This window comes from Listeria grayi DSM 20601, assembly GCF_000148995.1.
GTDB classification, from domain to species: Bacteria; Bacillota; Bacilli; order Lactobacillales; family Listeriaceae; genus Listeria; species Listeria grayi.
Genome location: NZ_GL538352.1, coordinates 445,320 through 466,632, shown reverse-complemented (window position 1 = coordinate 466,632; position 21,313 = coordinate 445,320). Strand labels below are relative to the sequence as shown.

Here is a 21,313-nt window from a genome sequence, read left to right as displayed (position 1 = left end):
TTTCGGCTAAAATAGATCGCCTTATTTGACTGACGTCGATTCAAGTTGGTAGCATTCACCTCCAAATAATAACCGGATTTTTAGAGATCGTAATCCTTTTTTCTTCTGACAAAATAAAATCGACCACGTCTTTTCCTATTTCTGCCGGTAAAAAATCAATTGTCGAGAAAGCCAGCAACTCACTATAAGCCGCATTTCCTTCTCCAATGATCTGATAATCTGTTTTATGGACAAATCCAAGTTTATTCAAACCTGAAATAATTCCCGCAGCAGTATCGTCTCCATTAGCATAGATCACTTCAGGGACCGTCTTATTTTCAAAGGTCGCAGTCGCCCACTTAGCGCCATCCTTATAGCCTTCGATCTCCGTATAATAATCGCGTCCTAAAACTGCAGCACCATAATATTTTTCAAAGCTATCGATTTTATCTTTTGCGCTAGTACTGAGCCGTGGGCCACGCTTCACTGTGAAAACCACGTTCGTATTGCCCGCTTGCCTAAGTCTTGAAAATAAATCTTCATAGACCCTTTTCCTATCTGGATAAATCATCGAGAGGCCACCGGCTGCTATTTTTTCGGCGGATACGATCCGGCCCTTCTTCTTCAAATCTTCCCAATCCAAATTATTGCCGGAACGCGAAGTCAAAATCAACCCATCGATCATTTTTTGTTCCAGTAATGCATAATATGCTTGTTCTGTATCTTCCTCGTAATAAGTCGGGAGCAGCAGTACCTGATAGCCCCGCTCCTTTGTGTGATAAAGAATACTGTTGATCAGATCATCATAACATGCATTATTGTAAGGCAATGTCACCCCTAAGGTGAAATTTTTCCCACTGCTCAGCTTGACCGCATTTCCATTCGCATGATACCCCGTCTGCTCAATAGCAGCCTGCACCTTGGCACGGATCTCAGCGGAAACATGCTTTTTATTATTGATCACCCTTGAAACAGTTGATTTCGACACACCACTCATCGCCGCAATATCGTGAATATTAACCAAATTACACCATCTCCAAACTATTTTATTGACATGAAACGCGTTCCAGACGTTACAATCGATTGGAAAGGTGGTCAAACCCATGAAAATCAAAATGATAGCAGTCGATATGGACGGAACGTTTTTAAATGACCAAAAAACGTATAATGTCAAAAGATTTTACAACTTATTTTCTAAGCTTCAAGAAAAAGAGATTCGTTTCGTAGTAGCGAGCGGGAACCAATATTTCCAACTTCGCTCGTTCTTTCCTGATATTTATCAATATATCACATTTGTCTCCGAAAATGGTGCAAATATCGTGATGGGAGACGAATCCTTTTATCATGCCAAAATAGAATCAGAAACGATTCTCGCAACATTGATCCTGTTAGAATCGCTAGATCCAGTCAATTTAGTTCTATGTGGTCAAAACAGTGCTTACGTTTCCAAAAATATGCCAGCAGAAAATTTCAAGAAAGTATCCTTTTATTATCCCCAAATCAAAAAAATCGACAATTTATTCGAGATCCAACAAGAAAACGATGATATTTTCAAATTTGCGTTGACCTTTGAAGCACATGAAGCAAAGCAGCATTTAGAAACGCTTAAACATGCATTAGGAAACACGTTGGTCCCTGTTTCCAGTGGACATGGCGATATCGATTTGATTATCCCAGGCGTGCATAAGCACCGCGGCTTGACGCTGGTTGGGAAAGAATGGGGTATTCAGGATTCGGAGATAGCAACATTTGGAGACAGCGGAAATGATTTGGAGATGATCAAGAATACGGCGTATAGTTTTGCCATGGAGAATGCACAGGAGCAAGTGAAACAAGCTGCTAAAATGGTAATCGGTTCGAATAATACTGAGGCGATTTTGGATGAGATCGAACGGATCTTAAAGGAAGCATAACTAGTATATAAAAAAACAAAAGTCCCCTTACCCTGGACTTTTGTTTTTTGTGAGATCGCACTTACTGCGTCTTTCCTCTCCACTTGCGCACCCTGCCCTGCAACCGCTGAAAAGCTAAAAACTGCTGCCGAGCACGTTTGATCTTCTTATACCTTTTCGGATTTTTCTTATAAAATTCCTGATGAAAATTTTCAGCCGGCCAAAAAGTAGAAGCTGGTTCGATAGCTGTTACGATCGGACGCTTATACTTGCCAGACGCTGCCAAAGCTTGCTTGGAGTCCTCTGCGATTTGTCGCTGCACTTCGTTTTCCACAAAAATGACAGGTCGATAATTGCTTCCACGGTCAGCCATCTGCCCCATGGAATCTGTCGGATCCGTCAGCAACCAATAAAGCTCGACAAGTTCTTGATAAGACAGGACTCGCGTGTCAAAAATCACTTCCACAGCTTCCACATGTCCCGTATAACCACCACTTACCTGTTCATACGTCGGGTTCTCCACATGCCCTCCTGTATAGCCCGATAACACAGAAAGAATACCTTCTTTTGTTTCAAACGGTTCGACCATACACCAGAAACAGCCACCCGCAAAAATCGCACGTTCTTGATAAGGAAGCGTTCCCTGATTATGTTTGGTTACATCAAACGATTCACTCGCAGCCGAATCATCCGTCATTTTTAAGTAAAAATCCGTCACATCAGGAGTGAGATTATTTCTGAGCGCCAGTGGCCGCAAATCAGCTTCCAATTTCGCCAGCTGCGCGTCAAAGCTAGCACCACTTTCGATACCTGATTTGGCTTTCATAAGCAAAGAGCGCTCCCAATCACGCGTTCCCAGATTTAGGATAAGATTATAAAGCTGGTTGAGAATTTCAGTTTGGTTCGTTTTCAATTGGATCATCCTTGTGGTTTCAGGCATAATTTCAGTAATTGGTGTCTGTAAGTGTATTATAGCAGAGTCAGGCGGTTTTGCTGGGATGAAGTGCTTGAACAGATTTAGTAGAACTGAACAAACCTTGCATAATGTGATAAACTGAACTAGAAAGAGCCTTTTATTTAAGAAATTCAAAAAGCGTTTTTATAGGAGTGAGCAAATGAATATCGAAGAAGAACTACAAATCATTGCCGCAGTCCCCAATGGCTTTAAACCAATGGAGAACTTTGCTAACAGATTGGCAGAAACGTATCCAGAAGAACAACTAGAAAAAACAGCATCCGACTTCTATCAATCCGAAACGTATCAGATTAGAATGGTTGCTGTTTTTTTATTTGGCAAACTGGCTGTAAAAAATAAAACGATATTTGCTTTTATGAAAAACATTGTGTCTAAAGATACTAACTGGCGAGTTCAAGAAATATTAGCAATGGCTTTTGATACATATTGTAAAGCCATCGGTTATGAAAAAGCACTACCTACGATCAAAGAATGGCTTCATTCTTCCTGCCCTAATACAAGAAGAGCCGTTTCTGAGGGGCTACGGATATGGACTAATAGGCCTTATTTTAAGAATCATCCGGAAATAGCGGTTCAATTGCTAGCATCCCTTCGATGCGATGAGAGCGACTATGTGCGGAAATCTTGCGGGAATGCACTGCGGGATATTAGTAAGAAGTATCCGGAAGTGATTGTGGCGGAATTGGAAGATTGGGGGGATAGTAAGGAGGAGCGGCAGGTGCAGAAGTTGATTTTGAAGAATGGGAAGTTAGGGGATTGGGTTGGGGGGAAATAGCGTATGTAGGAGTGATTGTTTTTAGTAGAAGTTTGTTTTGTGAGTAAAAAAACTGTAGCCGAGATTTTCATATGCTATTCATGACGATTCAAAACTAGGCAAAAATATAATTCCTAGTTCTATTGCAGAATTTTAATCGATAATGACTGTTGTAGCTTTAGATTTTCTCCAACAAAGATTAATAACTTTTTTACTAATCCCTACTTTGCGAATTTTTTTATTACTGTTATTTCCCTTTGATGTTTTAATTTTGAAAGCCTAATAATAGTAGCAAGCTACTACCAAATAAGCCTATAGGATTCACTAAAAGCAGGATGAAAGCTAGGCATTGCGCGAAGTTGATCCCAGTTTGTCGAAAATCAAACTAGTGGCGGAGTATTTTAACTTGACTGCTAGCCAGTGTACCGGTAGACAAACGTAATTATTTAATTCAATATGTCGAATTTCTTTGTCAAGTATTTTCTGATGATTTTTTTATTTTTCTGAAAATTGTCACAAAATGTTCACAGACTTTTCTGCAAGTTTATGCTAACATTGAAAATGTAATAACACATCTATAGAAAAGAGGAACCCACATGAAGAGAATTTTAGCATCAGCATTAACACTTTTGTTAGCTTTAGGTAGCATTTTAACCCCTTCTGTAGCATCAGCTACGAGCATGCCAGAACCAGAAAACAATGAAGCCAAAGTGGCAGAAAATTTTGATGATTTTAAATTTGATAATTTTCTAGTTAAGGATGATTTAAAAATAGAGAAACCTACTATATCAGTTCGATCCAATCAAACTGATGGTGGTGGAGGCGGTAATCTAAAACCTTACTGGGATAACAGTAAGGGCGCCTATATGATACCCGTATATGGACAACCAAGAAAAGGTTCTGAATTATATAAGATTGGTCAAGGAAATTTCAAACGTGCTGCATTAAAAAGATATGGCTCTATAAATAAGAAAAAAACATATTCTTTCAATTTCATCAATAAAGTTTCGCAACAACATATAATGTCTATGAGAGGCACTATTATAAATGTAAAATGTGTAAACCGCAAATAAGGAGGAATCTAGTATGACATTATTTATAGGTATTTTAGTAGCCTTAGCTCCCATTATTGCATCAATAGCATTCTTCAAAATGTCGTCCGTAAAAAAATAAAAAAGAACCCGTTTAGACGACTTAAGGAATACACGTCATGCCCGTTCCGCAACTGTGCTTGCGCAAAGATGGCATGTATGAAGGCTGACACGCACCTTCGAGCGGACGCCAGCAATGGTCCTTGCGGCTTCTGTCTACTTTCTCAGCTGTTTGGCTAAGCAAAAAATAGTCTGCAATGTGAGTGAGGTGTTTTTTAGCCTTGCTCTAATGTATATTACGCGCTCTTTACTGCCTTTGCCATGAATTAAAATGTTATTATCGTTCACATCGGCATTCTTAATCGATATTAATTCTGTCACTCGAACGCCACAATCAAGTAGTAGAAGTAAAATCATTTTGTCACGTATATTACTATATGTGCTCCCTGTAATCGCATTTATCCTCGCACTTACTTCTTTGTCCGTAAAAGTTCCGATAACTGTCTTTTCAACTTTTAAATTTTTAATATGGCGCATAAGGTCGGCTAACTCTTTTATTATTTCCTCTTCTACGGCATACTTAAAGAATACTTTAAAGATTGCAATATTTTTACTAATCCTTATGTTTGCCTCACGACCTTGATCTTGTAAATATGCAATATATTTTTTATATGAATACTTCTCACGTCTGCTACTTTTGTAAGGTTGAATTCGATCTTTAAATACGTCAATAGCCTTCTCATATAAAAATTATGGCTAAACTTCGTATTCTCTGCTCGAGCTAAAATACGCATGTTCAACAAGTGTTCCTTTAATAATTCTTCTAATCCCATAAAAATAACCTCCAATTTGTAATAAATTGAAGGCGAAAATAATAATAGATGCTCTTCAAGCAACAGTAGTAGTATGTAGCAGATAGCATTCTATACCAATCTGCTACAAGCCATACAATACCAGCTCCTAAAGCACTATATCGCTAAAAGCTACTCCCACTCCACCGTCGCAGGCGGCTTACTCGTAATATCATAAACAACCCGGTTCACATGCGAAACCTCGTTCACGATCCGCACGGAGATCTTCTCAAGCACATCCCACGGGATCCGTGCCCAGTCTGCTGTCATGCCATCAATGCTTGTTACCGCGCGGAGTACAACGGTATGATCATAGGTCCGGCCGTCGCCCATGACGCCGACGCTGCGGATGTTTGGAAGGGCGGTGAAATATTGCCAGATCTCGCGTTCGAGTCCTGCTTCTTTGATTTCTTCGCGGAGGATCAAGTCAGAATCGCGAACGATTTCTAGTTTTTCTTCGGTGATCTCGCCTAATACGCGGATGCCTAGGCCTGGTCCTGGGAATGGTTGGCGCCAAACGATCGCATCTGGCATGCCTAGTTCTGTTCCTAGGGCGCGTACTTCGTCTTTGAATAGTGTGTTCAGTGGTTCGATCAGTTCGAACTGCATGTCTTCAGGAAGGCCGCCGACGTTGTGATGGCTCTTGATGGTTTGGGCGGTTGCTGTGCCGCTTTCGATAATATCGGTGTATAGCGTTCCTTGTGCAAGGAATTCAACGCCGTCTAATTTGCTGGCTTCATCATCGAATACATAGATAAACTCGTTACCGATGATCTTACGTTTTTGTTCTGGATCGGATACGCCTGCTAGTTTATTCAAGAAACGATCTTTGGCGTCGACTTTGATGATGTTCATGTTGAATTCGCCTTGTAGGGTTTCCATAACTTGGTCTGCTTCGCCTTTGCGTAGCAAGCCGTGATCCACGAAAATACAGGTCAGCTGGTCGCCGATCGCTTGGTGGATAAGGACTCCGACTACGGAAGAATCTACGCCGCCGGAAAGTGCCAGCAAGACTTTTTTGTCGCCGACTTTTTCACGGATCTTTTCGACTTCGACTTCGATAAAGTTTTCCATTGTCCAGTCGCCTTTGCAGCCACAGATCGTGATGGCAAAGTTTTTGAGCAATTCATTCCCGAATTCGGAATGGCGCACTTCTGGGTGGAACTGCACGCCGTAGAGATGGCGTTCTTCGTTAGCGATCCCTGCGATCGGGCAAGATTTGCTTGTTAAAATAACGTCGAAATCTGCCGGTGCTTCGACAACTAGATCGCCGTGGCTCATCCAAACGACTTGATCAGTCGGCAATGTCGCAAATAAATGATTGGGTTGTTCTACGTGGACACTTGCTTTCCCATATTCACGATCTTTCGCTTTTTCTACTTTTCCTTGGAAATGCTGTGTCATCAGCTGCATGCCATAACAGATCCCTAGAATCGGGATACCCATTTCAAAGAGGCCTTCATCACAACGGAAAGCTCCTTCGTCATAAACACTGTTCGGGCCTCCTGAGAAAATGATCCCGGTCGGATTGAGTGCCTTCATTTCTTCTACGGTGATCGTATGTGGATGTAATTCGCTGTACACGCCAAATTCTCTGATCCTGCGTGTGATCAATTGATTGTACTGGCTACCAAAGTCTAGTACGATAATTTTTTCTTGATCTGTAAAATCATTCATAATTCCTATTATACCCACCTTATCTATAAAATGAAGCCGCAAGTAATACGGCTTGTTAAAATGCTTATAAAAAAAGGACAAATCGCCGTCTGTCCTTTTTCAATTATTCTCATTTTAACTTTTATAAGCGAAACTTGCAACCTCAATTACGATATTTAGATTCCTTTTCCACCAATAAAATCAAATTCTTTTTGTCTTTCTATGGAAAGGATAAGTGGTCTGGCTTCATTAATGGCTTCTACTGTTGCAGGATTTTCCAAAGAAGCTTCATGATGCCCCTTATCTGTCCACACTTCTAGTACACTGACTACTTCGCGGTCATTAGCGTTTAGGATGACTTGATACTGCAGACAGGTTTGATAGTCTTCTAGTGCCTCCGCCGCTCTCAGCAGTATTTCTGCTAGTTTTTCTTGATCTTCAGGTTTGGTGTGAAAATTTGTTAGTAATCCAAACACAGCGTCCATTTTTATCCCTCATTTCCAGAAATCGTCGAATATCGTGATCGGTAAATGACGTTTATGTTGGGTTTTTAAGTACCAGTTTTCAATCACGGCTACTGTTTCTTTTGGCAATTGTTTGCCTTCTAAATAGTCATCGATATCATCGTATGTCACGCCGAGCGCTACTTCATCCGGTAAAGCTGGGCGGTCGTCTTCTAAATCTGCTGTTGGCTGCTTCAAGTATAAATGTTCCGGGCACCCTAGTGCTTTCAATAGTTGTTTGCCTTGACGTTTGGTCAAGCGGAAAATCGGATTGATGTCAGTCCCGCCATCGCCATATTTTGTGAAGAAGCCAGTGATTGCTTCGGCAGCATGGTCTGTTCCGACTACAGCTCCATTATTCATGGCAGCGATCGAATATTGGACTTTCATTCGTTCCCTTGCTTTTTCATTACCTTTTGCAAAATCAGATAAAACGATGCCGGCGTCTTGCAAGGCTTTTTCACTTGCATCCACAGCGGCTTTGATATTAACGGTGATCACTTGGTCCGGACCGATAAATTCGATCGCATCTTGGCAGTCTTCTTCATCGATCTGTGTTCCGTTCGGCAGACGAACAGCAATAAATTGATAGCTCAAATCGCCTGTCTCCTCGCGAAGTTCAGCGATCGCTGTTTGTGCTATCTTTCCTGTAAGTGTAGAATCTTGTCCGCCGGAGATTCCCAAAACAAGGCTTTTCATGAACGGATATGTTTTCAAATAGCTTTTCAAAAAATCTACGCTTTTGCGGATCTCTACTTCCGGTTCTATTTCCGGAATGGCGTGCATTTCCGCAATAATTTTTTCTTGTAAACTCATTCTCGATTCCTCCCTAAACTTAAAACGGCATTTCTAAATCTACAGGTGAATGCGCTTGGACGCTTTTACGAACCGCTTCGATATTCTGCATTTTATTTTTCCAGCATTTGACACTTAGATCCACTGGATATTGTTCTGGCCGGATCGTACGTTTGTACTCATCCCATAGTAATGCCAGATTTTCTTCTTTATACGCCTTGATTGCTTCTAAGGAAGGCTTCTTGTAAACTAATTCCCCATTTTCAAAAATGGAAACTAATAATTCTTTTGCTTGATAGTTCGTCACTGTTTTCGTGATATAGGTATGGACCGGGTGGAACATCGTCAGCGGCTTCGAAGTATCTAATGCTTCGTCATCCAACGCAATGTAGTCCCCCTCTGCTTTCAATCCCGTTTCATTCGTAATGATCCGGTATACTTTCTTTTTGCCCGGTGTCGATACTTTTTCCGTATTGCTGGACAGTTTGATCGAATCCTGCCATACGCCATTTTCATCTGCGATCGCCGCCATTTTATAAACAGCACCTAATGCCGGCTGATCATAAGCGGTAATCAATTTCGTGCCGACGCCCCAAGCATCGATCTTCGCTTTTTGCGCTTTTAATGAAAGGATCGTGTGTTCATCCAGATCACTGGAAGCAAAAATCTTGGCATCTGGAAATCCTGCTTCATCCAGCATTTGTCGTGCTTTTTTAGAAAGAAAGGCCATGTCCCCACTGTCCAAGCGGATACCGATGAAATTGATCGCATCGCCCATTTCCTTGGCTACTTTGATCGCATTCGGCACGCCTGATTTGAGTGTATCATAGGTATCTACCAAGAAAATCGAATTCTTATGCGTCCGAGCATAGCTTTTAAAAGCCGTGTATTCATCACGGTAAGCCTGCACCATTGCATGAGCCATCGTTCCGGAGATTGGAATACCGAAAATCTTTCCGGCACGAACATTACTGGTCGAATCACAGCCGCCGATATATGCAGCGCGTGTTCCCCAGATTGCCGCATCCATTTCCTGCGCACGTCTAGTACCGAATTCTGCAAGTGATTCGTCTTCTACCACACTGCGGATCCGTGCTGCTTTCGTAGCGATCAACGTTTGGAAATTCACAATGTTTAAAATAGCTGTCTCAATTAATTGCGCTTCACCTAGACTTGCTTCGACTTGAATGATCGGTTCCGTTTTGAAAACAAATTCGCCTTCACGTGCTGCCCGGATCGTTCCCCGGAAACGGAAATTCTTCAAGTATTCTAAAAAGGCCCCGTCAAAGCCCAATTCTTCTTGGACATATGCAATATCTTCTGGTGTGAACCGCAGATTTTCAATGTAATCGATAACTCTCTCCAAACCTGCAAATACCACAAAACCAGAATCAAAGGGCATATTTCTAAAAAACACTTCAAAAACCGTTTTATGTTCATGGATGCCATCTTCAAAATATGCTTTCATCATATTTAATTGATATAGATCTGTATGTAATGCTAAACTGTCATCTTTGTGCAAATGTTTCATGTTTTTGCTCCATTCTTCTGGAATCTTCCAGCTTTATAATACAATATGATAGCATAAAAACGCCTCACGGGAAACGAAAAAGCCCGCGAGACGTTTATCTGCTTAGTTTTTGATTTTCTTGAATATTTTTTTGGCGGCATAACGCCAGCTCGTCCAAACAAATAAAGGATAATTATCTGCCAATAAATAGCGGTAAAATTGCTGTTTGATTTTGGAAAGACCTTGCATCGCATCTGTGTGGATATGCGCTTCGACATATGCTTTGATCAGCGGCTGGATCTCCTTGTAATACGTTTTGGAAAGAAAGGCCCATTCCATCATCGAAAACAGGTCGATCTTCAAAAATTTAAGTTCTTTTTTATATTGTAATGTTTCTCCGACATTTTTCTCCGCAAAATAACTGTCTACTAAGTGTAGCGCGTGCAAGCGATCTTTTGTCATTTTGAGCGAATTTTTCTGCTGCGTGATCGACTTATTGCCGCTCGTTCTTGAACGCCACAAATAGCCGACTTCGGCAATCAAGTTTACTTGTTCCGTCGCTAAGTAAGCTTTCATCACAACAGGGATATCCTCAAATAAGTAGCCTTCGGGGAATTCGAGTTGTTCTTTTTCCCAGAACGACTTACGGTAGATCTTATTCCAAGAAGTCGTATCATACAATAATCTGGTCGATTCAAAAATCGATGTATTATAGATCGTTTCTTTCATAAAGCGTTTATGTAACACCGATGTATACGTTTGATCTTCTGCTAGGCGATCTACACCGATCGTGACGATATCAGCTGGTGCTTCGTATAAAGAACCAACCATTTTTTCATACATCCGAGCGTCTAGGACGTCATCACTGTCGACAAAAGTGATGTATTCACCGCTAGCGAGTGCCACACCTTTATTTCGAGTGGCTGATAAACCGATATTCTCATGTGAGTAGACTTGGATCTGTGGATGCTCCGCTGCTACTTGAGTGATTTTTTCTAATGTATCATCGGTTGAACCGTCGTTTATGACAATGATCTCCAGTGCTTGATAGGTTTGCTGAATAACAGAGTATAGACACGCTTCAATATATTCAGATACGTTATATGCGGGAATGATGACAGATAATCGAAGCATTTTTATCCTCCTTAAAAACCGGTTCTTTTACTAGCAATCGCAAATGGCTTCTTCCAAATCAGATCCCCTAAGCGGATCCAACCGTGTAAATAGCAGAAAATCGCTGTTCTTTTCAAAGCAGCGGTTACTTTTCCACCAGCTTGATAGTGATAGCTCCGCCAATCCGGGATTTTTTGCTTGCATAACTGGTTGATTTGTTTTAATAATTGCCGTCGTACTGTTTTATCTGGTACATAGATTACTTTACGCAGAACTAAGCGATAAATCAAATGTTCGATATATAAATAGGTCAATGCCGTTCTATTTTGTTCCAGCAGTCCCCATTTTTCGAGTTCCGCCTCGACATTAGCGAGCATTTTTGCCACATCTAAAAACTTCTGCGGATCTTGGATATTGGACTGGGAATCTTCACGATCGACTTGATAATAATAAAGAGCATCGCTGATCACCACCGGCAGTTTTGCTTTCAGACAGACAACCGGCACGATCCCAAGATCTTCATACCAGAAGCCATCTGGGAAGCGGCAGTTCTCCCAAAGCGTAGCCAAGTAAAACTTATTCCACGGAACACTGCCGGCATCCAGAATCAGCTCGCCGCGGCTTCTGGGGATATACTGCTGATCGCCAGCTTGATTGACGTTGTAAGACGTGAAGATCACGAGGTCTGCTTCCGTCTGTTCGACTTCTTCCAAGCAGCGTGTAATCAATTCCGGATGGAGATAATCATCACTATCCACCATGATCACATATTTGCCGTTCATTTTATCAAGTCCAAAATTGCGTGCCGAAGCTTGACCGCCATTTTCTTTATAGAAATACTGGATGCGGGGATCTTGATAAGCCATGGCGATCTGCTTTGAGTCATCGGTCGAACCGTCATCGATCAATAGGATCTCAGTATGGCTGTAAGTTTGCGCCAAGACGGAATCAAGGCAGCGCTTTAAATATTTTTCCATATTGTAAATGGGAATAATGATGCTCACTAAAGGTTTCAAACGTCCTGCTCCTTTAAGTCAAAATTTTGTGTTTTTGATTTGCGATGTTGAAATCCCTTTGGTTCTTGGTAAATAGACTACTTCGCAATAAGCCCGCAAAGCATCGAATTCCCCTTCCCAATCGTCTCCCATAACTAAGACGGAGATATCGTACTTCTCGATATCCGTTGCTTTTTGCTCCCAATCCGTTTCCGGTATTACTTCATCGACATAACGGATCGCTTCTAAAATCAATTTGCGGTTTTCATAGTTATGATACGCTTCTTTATGTTTTTTTGCATTAAATTCGTCTGTGGAAAGACCAACGACCAAATAATCCCCCAAAGCTTTTGCCCTTTTCAACAAGTTGATGTGTCCCCAATGTAGTAAGTCAAAAGTTCCATATGTGATTACTTTTTTCATTTTAGTCTTCCTTTCTTAAATATGCCTCCGTAAAAGCAAGCAGGCGCTGCGTTGCATTGCCGTCTGCATATTTATTCCATTTTTTCGCAAACTGCTCCACTTTTTCCAAGTCTGGAGTCCGTTGCATCGCACGAACCAAATCGGCCGTCGTTTGGACGATTTCTCCTGGAACGATCGTTTCATAACCAGAAATCAACCCCCGCTCACTCTGATAGCTCGCCAGATCATATGCAAAAAAGTACATCGGCTTTTTGTAAAGGGCATATTCAAATGGAATCGAAGAATAATCGGTTATAAGCATATCCGTTGCAGCAAGAATCGATTCGATCGAAGTTTGTTTTGGAACGGGGATCAAAAACGGATCTTCAGCAATAGTAAGTTCTGTCTGAATCGAAGGATGGAGTTTCAGAATAAGACGGTGCGTTTCCCCAAATGTAGCTTCCAACTGTTTGATATCCAATGCCAGCTCTGCTTTTTCCAAACTGTCATCGCGAAAAGTCGGTGCATATAGAATCACTTTTTCGTCTGCTAGGTTCCACTTTTCCCGCCAATAGCGACGTTCTTCCGCTTGAAGTGTAGCATCAAAGAATTTATCCGTCCGCGGCATCCCGATTTTAAGCATTTGTTCTTCTTTCATTAAGAAACTGCGCTTAAAAATGGCTGCCATTTCATCTGAACTGACAACGACGCGCTCAAAACGTGCATACACTTTTTGGAAACGTGCTTTATCCTTATCCGGACGTGTTTGCGCCAGCTTATCTTCCCAGCCAAATTGCTTCAAGGCGCCATTTGCATGCCAAAGTTGGATACAAACTGCTTCCGTCTTAAAATCAACTGCAGCAAGTTCAGGGAGATAATTGTCGATAAGCACGACCGCGCTTGTATTTAAATAATATAATAGATGCCATTTATTTTTCAAATTATTTTGTTTGCTGACTACGGCTCCAGCAAAATCACTTGCCTCCAGCCGTGGATCATACATACAGATGACTTCTTTATTCTGCTTGCTCGCTTCTTTTAAAACAGCCTTAGCATTCTCTGGAAATGTTGCTACTAGGAAAATACGCTTTTTGAGCGGCAAAAGGTGAAAACATACGGATACTATTTTTAAGCAAAGGAGATATAATTGGATCGCAATGTTTTTCACTTTTTTATTTCCTCTCTTTTTTGAATTAAGCCAAAATAAATCTCAGATAAGTAAACAAACCCTGCTTAACTGAGATTTATAAAAAGTTACACGCGCCATTCCATTACTGTTTTACCAAATGGATTGCGTAGGTCATCTTCAAATGCTTCGGTGATATCTTGCAAGTTGCGAACGACTTTTCGTAGCCCGATCAAATTGGAAAGGTACTCGACTGCACCTTCATTTTCACTTAAAAACTTCACTGTGTTTTCAAAATCCACTCTACCACTTCGGCTGCTTCCGAAGACGGTAAGTCCTTTTTCGAGTACCATGCGCGAATTGAACTCGATCGGCATTTCTGAAACGCCAAGCAGTGCGACGGTTCCTTCTGGCACGATCAGGTCAATGATCTGTTCGACGGCGTGCTCGCTACCTCTTCCGCCGGCACATTCAAAGGCGTTGTCAATGACTAGGTCAGCTGGGATCTCGTCGATCAAGAAAGCTTCATCCACGAACGAGAAGAAATCCAGTTTATATTGCGTTTTTCCGAAGATGTATACTTTGCTTTCCGGATAAATCGTTTTCAGTAGCAGACACGTAATAAAGCCTAAATTCCCATCTCCCCAAACACCAAAAGATTCGCGGTTGCGATTCCCTTTATTTTGGAAGCGGCTGATCGCGTGGTAAGCGACGGAGATCAATTCAGAATATGCGGCAACTTCAAGATCCATTCCTTCTGGAAGAGGAACTACTCGGTCGCGACGCATGTATACATTTTCCTGCATCAATCCATCATAGCCACTAGAGCGGAATTTGCTGGTCCGCAAGTAATTTTCGGCGATCACATCATTTTCTTCAAAAGGCGTATTCGGAATCATGACTACTTTTGTTCCGACCGGAAATTCTCCTTCTGCATCATAAACGACTTCGCCCACACCTTCATGGATAAGCGCCATTGGCAGTTTTCTGGAAAGTACTTCTTTTCCCCGAGATCCTGTGTAATAGCGTTGGTCGGCTGCGCAGATCGACAGATAAGTAGGACGCACAACTACTGTTTCCGGCGTTAATTTTTCTTCGATATTGGTTTCTTCAAATTGCCTCTCGGATACAAGGCGAAAAACTTGGTTTATCATTAGTTGATCCTCTCCTGTATGATGCTATTGGCGACTTTGAGATCATAAGGTGTTGTGATCTTGATGTTAGAGATTCCGCCGTTTACTAAAAATACTTTTTCCCCTGCAAGCGAACAAATTTTAGCTGCGTCTGTCAAAATTTGTTTGTCTTCTGCAGATAGATTATTGTAGTGTTTTACCAATGTTTGGATATTGAAGCTTTGCGGTGTTTGCCCTTGATACATATGGTCGCGGACAGGAATATCAGTTACATATTCATGGTTGCTGGATTCTACGATCGTATCGATCGCCGGGATGACTGTATCGACAGCACCATGTTCCAGTACAGCATCGATATTTTCTTCAATGATCCGGTGCGTGATAAACGGACGAACCGCGTCATGCGTTACGATGACATCTTCTGGATTCAAGCCGACTTCTTTTTCGATATAATGAATCCCATTCATGATCGTTTCGTTGCGATCAGAACCGCCAGCTACAACTGCAACGCGATCATCGCTGATATACTTTTTAATAATGTCTTTCGTATGGTTGATCCATTCTTTCGGTGTTACGATGATTATTTTATCAAAACGATTATTTAAAATAAATTTTTCAAGCGTGTGGATCAATATTGGTTTCCCTTTTAAAGGCAAGAACTGCTTTGGCATGTTGACGTTTCCCATGCGTGTTCCTTTACCGCCAGCTAAAATCTCTGCATAAATCATGTTTAATCTCCTTTATCACTTTTCTAGATAAATATATTGCCATTATAGCATACTCGTTCTAAGAAATCTTCTTTCACTCTGGCATTAATTCGGCAATGATCCGTTCTGCCGCCTGCCCATCTTGGTATGTAAAATTCCGTTGTACGAATGCATCATTTACCGTCTCACCTGTTTCAGTTTGAATCGCATGGATCAATGCTGCTTCTGTTTTGACGATCGGTCCTGGGACATAACTTTCATAAGCTTCATAAAAATCGCGTTCCTCCAAATAATTTTCCAGGTCGTAAGCATAGAAGAGAATTGGTTTACCAAGCAAGGCGAATTCAAAGATCACCGAAGAATAATCGGTCACGAGCATGTCAGCTAGCAACATCAGATCGGTAATATTTTGATCACTCACATCAAAGGCAAAATCAGCAGTATCCGTAAAATCGAGCGATCCCTTATCAACTAACGGGTGCAATTTTACAAAGAATACGTATTCCTCGCCCAGCTGCTCCTGCAAAGCATTTAAATCAAGCGGAACATCGAACGCTTTCCGCTGCTCCGAATTACCGCGGAAAGTCGGAGCATATAAAATCACTTTTTTGCGTTTGAGCGCCGGGTACATTTCTTGGTAGTAGGTTTGATTGAATTGTTTGTATGCCTCATCATAGAACTTCCATAATCGCGGCAGTCCTAGTGGCAATATTTTTTCCTGATCGATTTGAAAAGCTTCTGCATACTGCGTTTTGATTTCTGCCGAAGAAGCGATCACATGCGTATAATTTTGATGCGCACGCGTTTCGAATTCAGGAGATAGAGAATCTGCATAGCCAATCGCACTGTGCCCAAATTTCTTGAAGGCTCCGGCAGCATGCCATAATTGCACGACCACAGCTTCTTCCCGAATCCGAATATTGTAGAAGGGATAATAATAATCATCTACAAATAAATACTTGCTCCGTCCAAGCGCATAAAAAAATCGCAGATAATAACGGAAATTATAATTGTCGGAACGAAAATACATCGCGATTTCTTTTTCAGGCTTCTGCTGTTTGATGACCTGATAAAGTGGCAAGAAGGTGTCATCTGGATGCACGATTTTTTGTGATAAGAACACGACCTGCTTCGTTCGGATCGCTAAGCGCTTGGCAATGGGATAAATAAGTTTGCGACCAATGTATTGCCCAAGCCGTTTCTGAAATGGTGAAACGGCTTTGTGCTTTAAATAACTGGCTTTATATCGTCCCTTTTTGGCAATTTGAAACAACCCGCTGTAAGACGGCAACCATTCTTTTTCCGGTGTTAGTTTCGCCACATAGCATTTAACTAGCGGGATCACATCACTTGTCAGCTTGTTTTTAGGAGTTTCTTGAACTAAAGCAGTGATCCACTTATTTAAATCAGTTAGCTGATCAACCACTTTATCATCAAGCAACGGCAGTACTTTTAACAATTCTGATGCTAGATCCCCTTGCTTCGCTCTGAAATAGCTCTCCACATATTTCTGCAGCAGGTATTGCTTTTGATAGGGATTGGTTTCCATCGGCGCTACTGCTTGTACCACCTCTGCAGCGTCTTTCCCTTGCAAAGTTCCTGCCACGACTTGAACAGTTCTTGCGCGTGTGAGCAAGGCATATAGGAAAGCAGACTCATCCAGAATGTATGGCGTTAAGATTTCTTTAGCGAGATCGCGGTGAAAGGCGATTCCCAAAAGAGAGGCCCCCAATAAAAGAGGCGCTTGATAAATACTGACGATCGTATTCTCCGAACCATGCTGACAGACGATCAATTTGGCAGTTCCTTCCGCTTTTGTTAGGACTTCTGGTGGAAGAAAACTGATCCATTCATTTTTCGCCGCTGCCAGAATGGCTTGCATCCGCTCGAAAAATGTCGGCAGCGGCCTGCTCACGATCCATTCATCCTTCGCCGCGATCGCTTCTGTATCAAAAAGCGGTGTTGCTTCTTCTAATTGTATGTAACTTATCGCAGGAATATCCTTCACTTCTATTGCTCCTTTATCCAAAACTATTATGTCTAGTATAATTCATTATCTCGATAAATTCATCTTTTTCCCTTCTGCTACTTTTTATCCAGCTTGTGCAACTAGCGAAACTTTTATATAATGAAGAAGAATATGCAACTCTAAGGAGGAAAATCATGAAAGTTAGAAAAGCGGTCATTCCAGCGGCGGGGCTAGGAACTAGATTCTTACCTGCCACAAAAGCGATGCCAAAAGAAATTCTACCCATTGTCGACACGCCGACAATTCAATTTATCGTAGAAGAAGCAGTAGATGCAGGAATCGAAGACATCTTGATCGTGACCGGAAAAGGGAAAAGAGCGATTGAAGACCACTTTGATTCTGTTCCTGAGTTAGAAAATAATCTTCGCGCCAAACAAAAAACCGAATTATTGGAGCAAATCGAAAAAACAACCAACATAAAATTGCACTTTATTCGTCAGTCGAAGCCTAAAGGTCTTGGTGATGCCATTCTTCAAGCAAAAGGGTTCGTCGGCAACGAACCATTCGTAGTTATGCTTGGTGACGATATCGTACAATCGAAAGTACCTTGTGCCAAACAATTGATCGACCAATACGAAAAAACGCATAGCTCTGTCATCGGTGTTCAGCAAGTTCCACAAGATGAAACGGACCGCTACGGTATCATCGATCCATTAGAAAAAATCTCGGATCGCTTATACAACGTGAAAGGGTTTGTTGAAAAGCCAGAAGCAGGCAAAGCACCTTCTAACCTTGCCATTCTTGGGCGCTACCTTCTGACACCAGAAATTTTTGACTATTTGGAAACACAAGGTCCTGGTTCCGGCGGTGAGATCCAATTGACCGATGCAATCAACAATTTGAACAAATTCCAGCGCGTCTTTGCCTATGATTTTGAAGGAACTCGCTATGATGTCGGCGATAAATTCGGCTTCATTGAGACAACACTGCGTTTCGCATTAAATCATCCAGAGATCAAAGACGAAGTAAAAGAATTGATTTTAAAACTAGGCACTGAATTAAAAGGCAGTACGCCGAAAAAATAAGTAAGAAAAAGAGAGATCGCAATGATCTCTCTTTTTTATTCTTTATTGAAAATCGTCTTCACAACGCGCTCTGCGGAACGGTTATCTTGATATTTGAAATGCGTGTCCAAAAACGGCTTCACTTTTTCTTCTTCAAAATCCTCTTCTTCTAGTGCCGTGATCAAATCATCAAAAGTTCGTACGATCTTTCCTGGCACAAACCCTTCATATTCTTCATAAAAATCTCGACTGGTGACATAATCTTCTAAATCAAATGCATAAAACAGCATTTTACGTTGTAATGTCGAAAATTCAAAAATAACAGAGGAGTAATCCGTGATCAAAATATCAGTAATGAAAAGAATATCATTGATCTCTCGGTAGCTTGTCGCATCAAAAAAGACGTCTTTATGCTGTTTGGGAATGACTAATTTATTTTTGACAAATGGATGCATTTTGAAAATCACGACCGCATTGTTCGCCCGGCAATATTCAGCTAGACGGCCAAAATTGATTTTGAAAAAAGGATAATTGGCGTTGTTCGCCCCATTACCGCGGAAAGTAGGTGCAAACATAATAACTTTCTTTCCTTGCGTTTCCGGGAATAACTGCTCCATTTCTGTAACGATATTTTTCTTGTATTCCGGATCAAAGAAAATATCTGTTCTGGAAACACCAAGCGGCAGTACTTTTTCTTCCTTGATACCGAAAGCTTCCGCGTAAAACGGAACATCGATGTCCGCTGAAACGATCGCATTACTGTAATTCCGGTGCGCCTCGCCATCAAAAAATGGTCCGCCTTTCTTCCCTACCCGGCTGAAACCAACTGTTTTAAAAGCACCACAAGCATGCCACAATTGCACGAGTCTTGCTTCTTTAGAAAATTTCACTTCATAGATCATCGGATGGAAATCGTCAATGAAAATAATATCTGATATCCCTAGATAAAAAGGAAACTTAAACTTGTCCATTGGTTTGCGGCGCAAGCGAATATTCGGTTTAAATGTCATATGCACCTTGTATTCTTTTGTAATCCCTAATTCTTCCATTTTATTATACACATATTCAAAGTTCCCACTTAATGTCGAACGTGAATCGGAAGAAAACAACACCCGTTTCCCATTTTTAGGAACCCACTTTTGAGCTGTATAAAAAATCGCTTTAAAAATCGCATTTCGTACAATATAGCTGTTCTTATAATAAGACGCGATCCAGAGATCCCGCCATCTACGCATGCGGCTTTTTTTCGGAGCTGGACGTTGAAAGAAGACATTGAAAACCAATTCATTGATATCCAAGGAAATCATCGGTTTTACGGTATAGCTGTACTTTTTATTAGTTCCGCCCCGCAAAAATTCTTGGCTGTTATCTTCCAGCAAAATATTTTTCCGATCGGTTTCCGTTTGTGCCTTCTCATAACGAACCTGTTCTGTCTCTGTCAACGCTTCAAACGGCTTGAACAATTGGCTGTCAGGGACCGCAACGATCTGGTCATTATCAGCTTTACGATAAAAATAAAGCAAGTAATCTCCGCTCGGCAAATAATTGCCGTCATCTAAAATAGCAACATTGAAACGAAGAAGAACTTCTTCCCCATTGATCGTCACTTCGGTAGGCTTATAGATCGTCGAATTTGTTGGCGTCCCAAAGCGGATTTCATAGCCTTTTAAATCCGAAAACCCTTCTATTCTCGCTTTAACATACATTTGAACCCGTTCCCATGAAATAGATTCAACAATAAATCGTTTTTTTATCATAAAATATATTGCCTCACTTTTAAAAATATGTAAATACAAACATAAAATAATCTTATAATAAAAAAAACATAAGGTCAAATGTGAGTAAATGTGAACTATTCAAGAAAAACGCATTTAGAACTATGAACTTTTTAAAATCGCAAAAAAAAGCCTATCCGCAGATAGGCTTTTCCGAGACTCTGATTTTCTTTCAGGCAAGCTGAAAGTAGCTGTTTTTTATAAGAAATCTACAAATCTTTCACGGAAACGCATATGCAGAATCGCGCCAAAGAATAATAAGGTGAAGGAAACGACCCAGAAGTAGATGTTATACCCCATGTGATCGGTCACCCAGCCTTCGGAAAGGAAGGTCTCTCGGAACCCGTCCAGTAAATAAACGATCGGGTTCAATTTCAGAATGTTGACAACGACTGCTGGAAATTTGCTGGTATCTAACTGCCAGATCGCACCGGACACATAGAACAGCACGCGGAGCAGCGATTGCAAGATCAGCGGATAATCGCGGACAAGCACACTGATCGTCGAGTTCAGGATCGAAAAGCTGAACAAGAAGAAAACCATTGCGATAAAGTAATAGATGTATTGGATCCAGTGCAGACTAGGATAAATCCCTTTCCAAGCAAGGATCATCATTAAGAATCCCATCATTACTCCATAGCTCGTCAAATTTGATACGAGCGTGATATTTGGTAAAATACTCATTGGAAATTTCATTTTCGAGACAAGATTGATTTTATTGAAAATACTATTGGCAGCTTGCTGAATGGTTCCTGAAATAAAGAACCATGGAATGATCCCGATCAAAAGCCAAACGAAGAAAGGAACGTTGGAATCGATACTTCTTCCGGCTCTTAGACCTACACCAAACACTGCATAATAAATACCCACTTGGATAAGTGGATTTAATATTTGCCATAATAACCCTAAATAATGGTTTTGGTACGTCGCTTTATCTTCATAACGAGCAATTCGGAACATCATGAAGGAATATTGAAATTGTTCTTTTATAACTTGCCATACTTGTTTCACAAAAACACTTC

21 protein-coding genes and 1 pseudogene are annotated in these 21,313 nt (G+C 41.2%); 4 read left to right on the top strand and 18 right to left on the bottom strand.

The features are described 5' to 3' along the window. Positions 1-55 precede the first annotated feature (55 nt). A complete protein-coding gene (locus HMPREF0556_RS02480; protein ID WP_040486403.1) occupies positions 56-1,003 on the bottom strand; it encodes a LacI family DNA-binding transcriptional regulator in 948 nt (315 codons plus the stop codon). A gap of 79 nt (positions 1,004-1,082) precedes the next feature. Between HMPREF0556_RS02480 and HMPREF0556_RS02475 the strand changes: the two genes are divergently transcribed. Then, positions 1,083-1,892, top strand: a complete 810-nt coding sequence (locus tag HMPREF0556_RS02475) for a Cof-type HAD-IIB family hydrolase (protein WP_003755161.1) — start codon at positions 1,083-1,085, stop codon at positions 1,890-1,892. 61 nt (positions 1,893-1,953) lie between these two features. Here HMPREF0556_RS02475 and msrA read toward each other — a convergent pair whose 3' ends face one another. Next, entirely contained in the window at positions 1,954-2,568 is a 615-nt protein-coding gene (msrA, locus tag HMPREF0556_RS13550; RefSeq protein WP_370446884.1) for a peptide-methionine (S)-S-oxide reductase MsrA, read from the bottom strand. Continuing rightward, positions 2,566-2,793: pseudogene (locus HMPREF0556_RS13545) on the bottom strand (bacteriocin immunity family protein); the annotation flags it as partial. The gene msrA and the pseudogene HMPREF0556_RS13545, both read right to left, overlap by 3 nt. Positions 2,794-2,986: 193 nt before the next feature. Here HMPREF0556_RS13545 and HMPREF0556_RS02465 point away from each other — a divergent pair. Together HMPREF0556_RS02465 and HMPREF0556_RS02460 are read left to right on the top strand one after the other, a co-directional pair. Continuing rightward, positions 2,987-3,622, top strand: a complete 636-nt coding sequence (locus tag HMPREF0556_RS02465; protein ID WP_003755156.1) for a DNA alkylation repair protein — start codon at positions 2,987-2,989, stop codon at positions 3,620-3,622. 575 nt (positions 3,623-4,197) lie between these two features. Next, the gene (locus HMPREF0556_RS02460; RefSeq protein ID WP_003755153.1) at positions 4,198-4,674 is read left to right on the top strand and encodes a hypothetical protein; all 477 of its coding nucleotides are present in this window, start codon (positions 4,198-4,200) and stop codon (positions 4,672-4,674) included. A gap of 234 nt (positions 4,675-4,908) precedes the next feature. Here the strand turns inward: HMPREF0556_RS02460 and HMPREF0556_RS12985 are convergent, their stop codons facing one another. From HMPREF0556_RS12985 to HMPREF0556_RS02400, 13 genes are all read right to left on the bottom strand, one after another. Continuing rightward, positions 4,909-5,229: a tyrosine-type recombinase/integrase gene (locus HMPREF0556_RS12985; protein ID WP_003755151.1), complete on the bottom strand. Its 321-nt coding sequence runs from the start codon at positions 5,227-5,229 to the stop codon at positions 4,909-4,911. An 83-nt stretch (positions 5,230-5,312) separates the two neighbouring features. Then, positions 5,313-5,525: a hypothetical protein gene (locus tag HMPREF0556_RS12980; protein WP_003755149.1), complete on the bottom strand. Its 213-nt coding sequence runs from the start codon at positions 5,523-5,525 to the stop codon at positions 5,313-5,315. A 150-nt stretch (positions 5,526-5,675) separates the two neighbouring features. After that, positions 5,676-7,232 (bottom strand): glutamine-hydrolyzing GMP synthase, encoded by a 1,557-nt coding sequence (gene guaA / locus HMPREF0556_RS02450; RefSeq protein WP_139028069.1) that lies wholly within the window; start codon positions 7,230-7,232, stop codon positions 5,676-5,678. Positions 7,233-7,375: 143 nt separating this feature from the next. Further along, on the bottom strand, positions 7,376-7,684 hold the full coding sequence (locus tag HMPREF0556_RS02445) for a putative quinol monooxygenase (RefSeq protein WP_003755144.1): 309 nt from the start codon (positions 7,682-7,684) through the stop codon (positions 7,376-7,378). A gap of 9 nt (positions 7,685-7,693) precedes the next feature. Further along, positions 7,694-8,518 (bottom strand): ammonia-dependent NAD(+) synthetase, encoded by an 825-nt coding sequence (nadE, locus tag HMPREF0556_RS02440; RefSeq protein WP_003755143.1) that lies wholly within the window; start codon positions 8,516-8,518, stop codon positions 7,694-7,696. A 19-nt stretch (positions 8,519-8,537) separates the two neighbouring features. Next, the gene (locus HMPREF0556_RS02435) at positions 8,538-10,028 is read right to left on the bottom strand and encodes a nicotinate phosphoribosyltransferase (protein WP_003755142.1); all 1,491 of its coding nucleotides are present in this window, start codon (positions 10,026-10,028) and stop codon (positions 8,538-8,540) included. A 102-nt stretch (positions 10,029-10,130) separates the two neighbouring features. Further along, positions 10,131-11,141 (bottom strand): glycosyltransferase family 2 protein, encoded by a 1,011-nt coding sequence (locus HMPREF0556_RS02430; protein ID WP_003755140.1) that lies wholly within the window; start codon positions 11,139-11,141, stop codon positions 10,131-10,133. An 11-nt stretch (positions 11,142-11,152) separates the two neighbouring features. Continuing rightward, positions 11,153-12,136, bottom strand: coding sequence for a glycosyltransferase family 2 protein (locus tag HMPREF0556_RS02425; RefSeq protein WP_003755138.1), 984 nt, complete (start codon positions 12,134-12,136; stop codon positions 11,153-11,155). An 18-nt stretch (positions 12,137-12,154) separates the two neighbouring features. After that, entirely contained in the window at positions 12,155-12,538 is a 384-nt protein-coding gene (gene tagD / locus HMPREF0556_RS02420) for a glycerol-3-phosphate cytidylyltransferase (RefSeq protein WP_003755136.1), read from the bottom strand. A gap of 1 nt (position 12,539) precedes the next feature. Further along, entirely contained in the window at positions 12,540-13,685 is a 1,146-nt protein-coding gene (locus tag HMPREF0556_RS02415; RefSeq protein WP_003755133.1) for a CDP-glycerol glycerophosphotransferase family protein, read from the bottom strand. An 86-nt stretch (positions 13,686-13,771) separates the two neighbouring features. Continuing rightward, on the bottom strand, positions 13,772-14,797 hold the full coding sequence (locus HMPREF0556_RS02410) for a ribitol-5-phosphate dehydrogenase (protein WP_003755130.1): 1,026 nt from the start codon (positions 14,795-14,797) through the stop codon (positions 13,772-13,774). Then, a complete protein-coding gene (locus tag HMPREF0556_RS02405) occupies positions 14,797-15,504 on the bottom strand; it encodes an IspD/TarI family cytidylyltransferase (RefSeq protein ID WP_003755127.1) in 708 nt (235 codons plus the stop codon). Before HMPREF0556_RS02405 ends, HMPREF0556_RS02410 begins: the two co-directional genes overlap by 1 nt. Positions 15,505-15,577: 73 nt before the next feature. After that, the gene (locus tag HMPREF0556_RS02400) at positions 15,578-17,491 is read right to left on the bottom strand and encodes a CDP-glycerol glycerophosphotransferase family protein (protein WP_050776976.1); all 1,914 of its coding nucleotides are present in this window, start codon (positions 17,489-17,491) and stop codon (positions 15,578-15,580) included. A gap of 155 nt (positions 17,492-17,646) precedes the next feature. On the opposite strand from HMPREF0556_RS02400, the gene galU reads away from it, so the two are divergent. Further along, on the top strand, positions 17,647-18,537 hold the full coding sequence (gene galU, locus HMPREF0556_RS02395) for a UTP--glucose-1-phosphate uridylyltransferase GalU (protein ID WP_040486401.1): 891 nt from the start codon (positions 17,647-17,649) through the stop codon (positions 18,535-18,537). Positions 18,538-18,572: 35 nt separating this feature from the next. Here galU and HMPREF0556_RS02390 read toward each other — a convergent pair whose 3' ends face one another. Together HMPREF0556_RS02390 and HMPREF0556_RS02385 are read right to left on the bottom strand one after the other, a co-directional pair. Next, positions 18,573-20,273: a CDP-glycerol glycerophosphotransferase family protein gene (locus HMPREF0556_RS02390; protein ID WP_003755121.1), complete on the bottom strand. Its 1,701-nt coding sequence runs from the start codon at positions 20,271-20,273 to the stop codon at positions 18,573-18,575. A 216-nt stretch (positions 20,274-20,489) separates the two neighbouring features. Continuing rightward, a complete protein-coding gene (locus HMPREF0556_RS02385; protein ID WP_003755119.1) occupies positions 20,490-21,302 on the bottom strand; it encodes an ABC transporter permease in 813 nt (270 codons plus the stop codon). Positions 21,303-21,313 lie beyond the last annotated feature (11 nt).

Coding starts and splice junctions, on each gene's coding strand:
- HMPREF0556_RS02475 (WP_003755161.1), top strand. CDS start 1,083: ATGAAAATCAAAATGATAGCAGTCGATATGGACGGAACGTTTTTAAAT.
- msrA (WP_370446884.1), bottom strand. CDS start 2,568: ATGACGGATGATTCGGCTGCGAGTGAATCGTTTGATGTAACCAAACAT.
- HMPREF0556_RS02465 (WP_003755156.1), top strand. CDS start 2,987: ATGAATATCGAAGAAGAACTACAAATCATTGCCGCAGTCCCCAATGGC.
- HMPREF0556_RS02460 (WP_003755153.1), top strand. CDS start 4,198: ATGAAGAGAATTTTAGCATCAGCATTAACACTTTTGTTAGCTTTAGGT.
- HMPREF0556_RS12985 (WP_003755151.1), bottom strand. CDS start 5,229: ATGCGCCATATTAAAAATTTAAAAGTTGAAAAGACAGTTATCGGAACT.
- HMPREF0556_RS12980 (WP_003755149.1), bottom strand. CDS start 5,525: ATGGGATTAGAAGAATTATTAAAGGAACACTTGTTGAACATGCGTATT.
- HMPREF0556_RS02445 (WP_003755144.1), bottom strand. CDS start 7,684: ATGGACGCTGTGTTTGGATTACTAACAAATTTTCACACCAAACCTGAA.
- nadE (WP_003755143.1), bottom strand. CDS start 8,518: ATGAGTTTACAAGAAAAAATTATTGCGGAAATGCACGCCATTCCGGAA.
- HMPREF0556_RS02435 (WP_003755142.1), bottom strand. CDS start 10,028: ATGAAACATTTGCACAAAGATGACAGTTTAGCATTACATACAGATCTA.
- HMPREF0556_RS02430 (WP_003755140.1), bottom strand. CDS start 11,141: ATGCTTCGATTATCTGTCATCATTCCCGCATATAACGTATCTGAATAT.
- tagD (WP_003755136.1), bottom strand. CDS start 12,538: ATGAAAAAAGTAATCACATATGGAACTTTTGACTTACTACATTGGGGA.
- HMPREF0556_RS02410 (WP_003755130.1), bottom strand. CDS start 14,797: ATGATAAACCAAGTTTTTCGCCTTGTATCCGAGAGGCAATTTGAAGAA.
- HMPREF0556_RS02405 (WP_003755127.1), bottom strand. CDS start 15,504: ATGATTTATGCAGAGATTTTAGCTGGCGGTAAAGGAACACGCATGGGA.
- galU (WP_040486401.1), top strand. CDS start 17,647: ATGAAAGTTAGAAAAGCGGTCATTCCAGCGGCGGGGCTAGGAACTAGA.
- HMPREF0556_RS02390 (WP_003755121.1), bottom strand. CDS start 20,273: ATGATAAAAAAACGATTTATTGTTGAATCTATTTCATGGGAACGGGTT.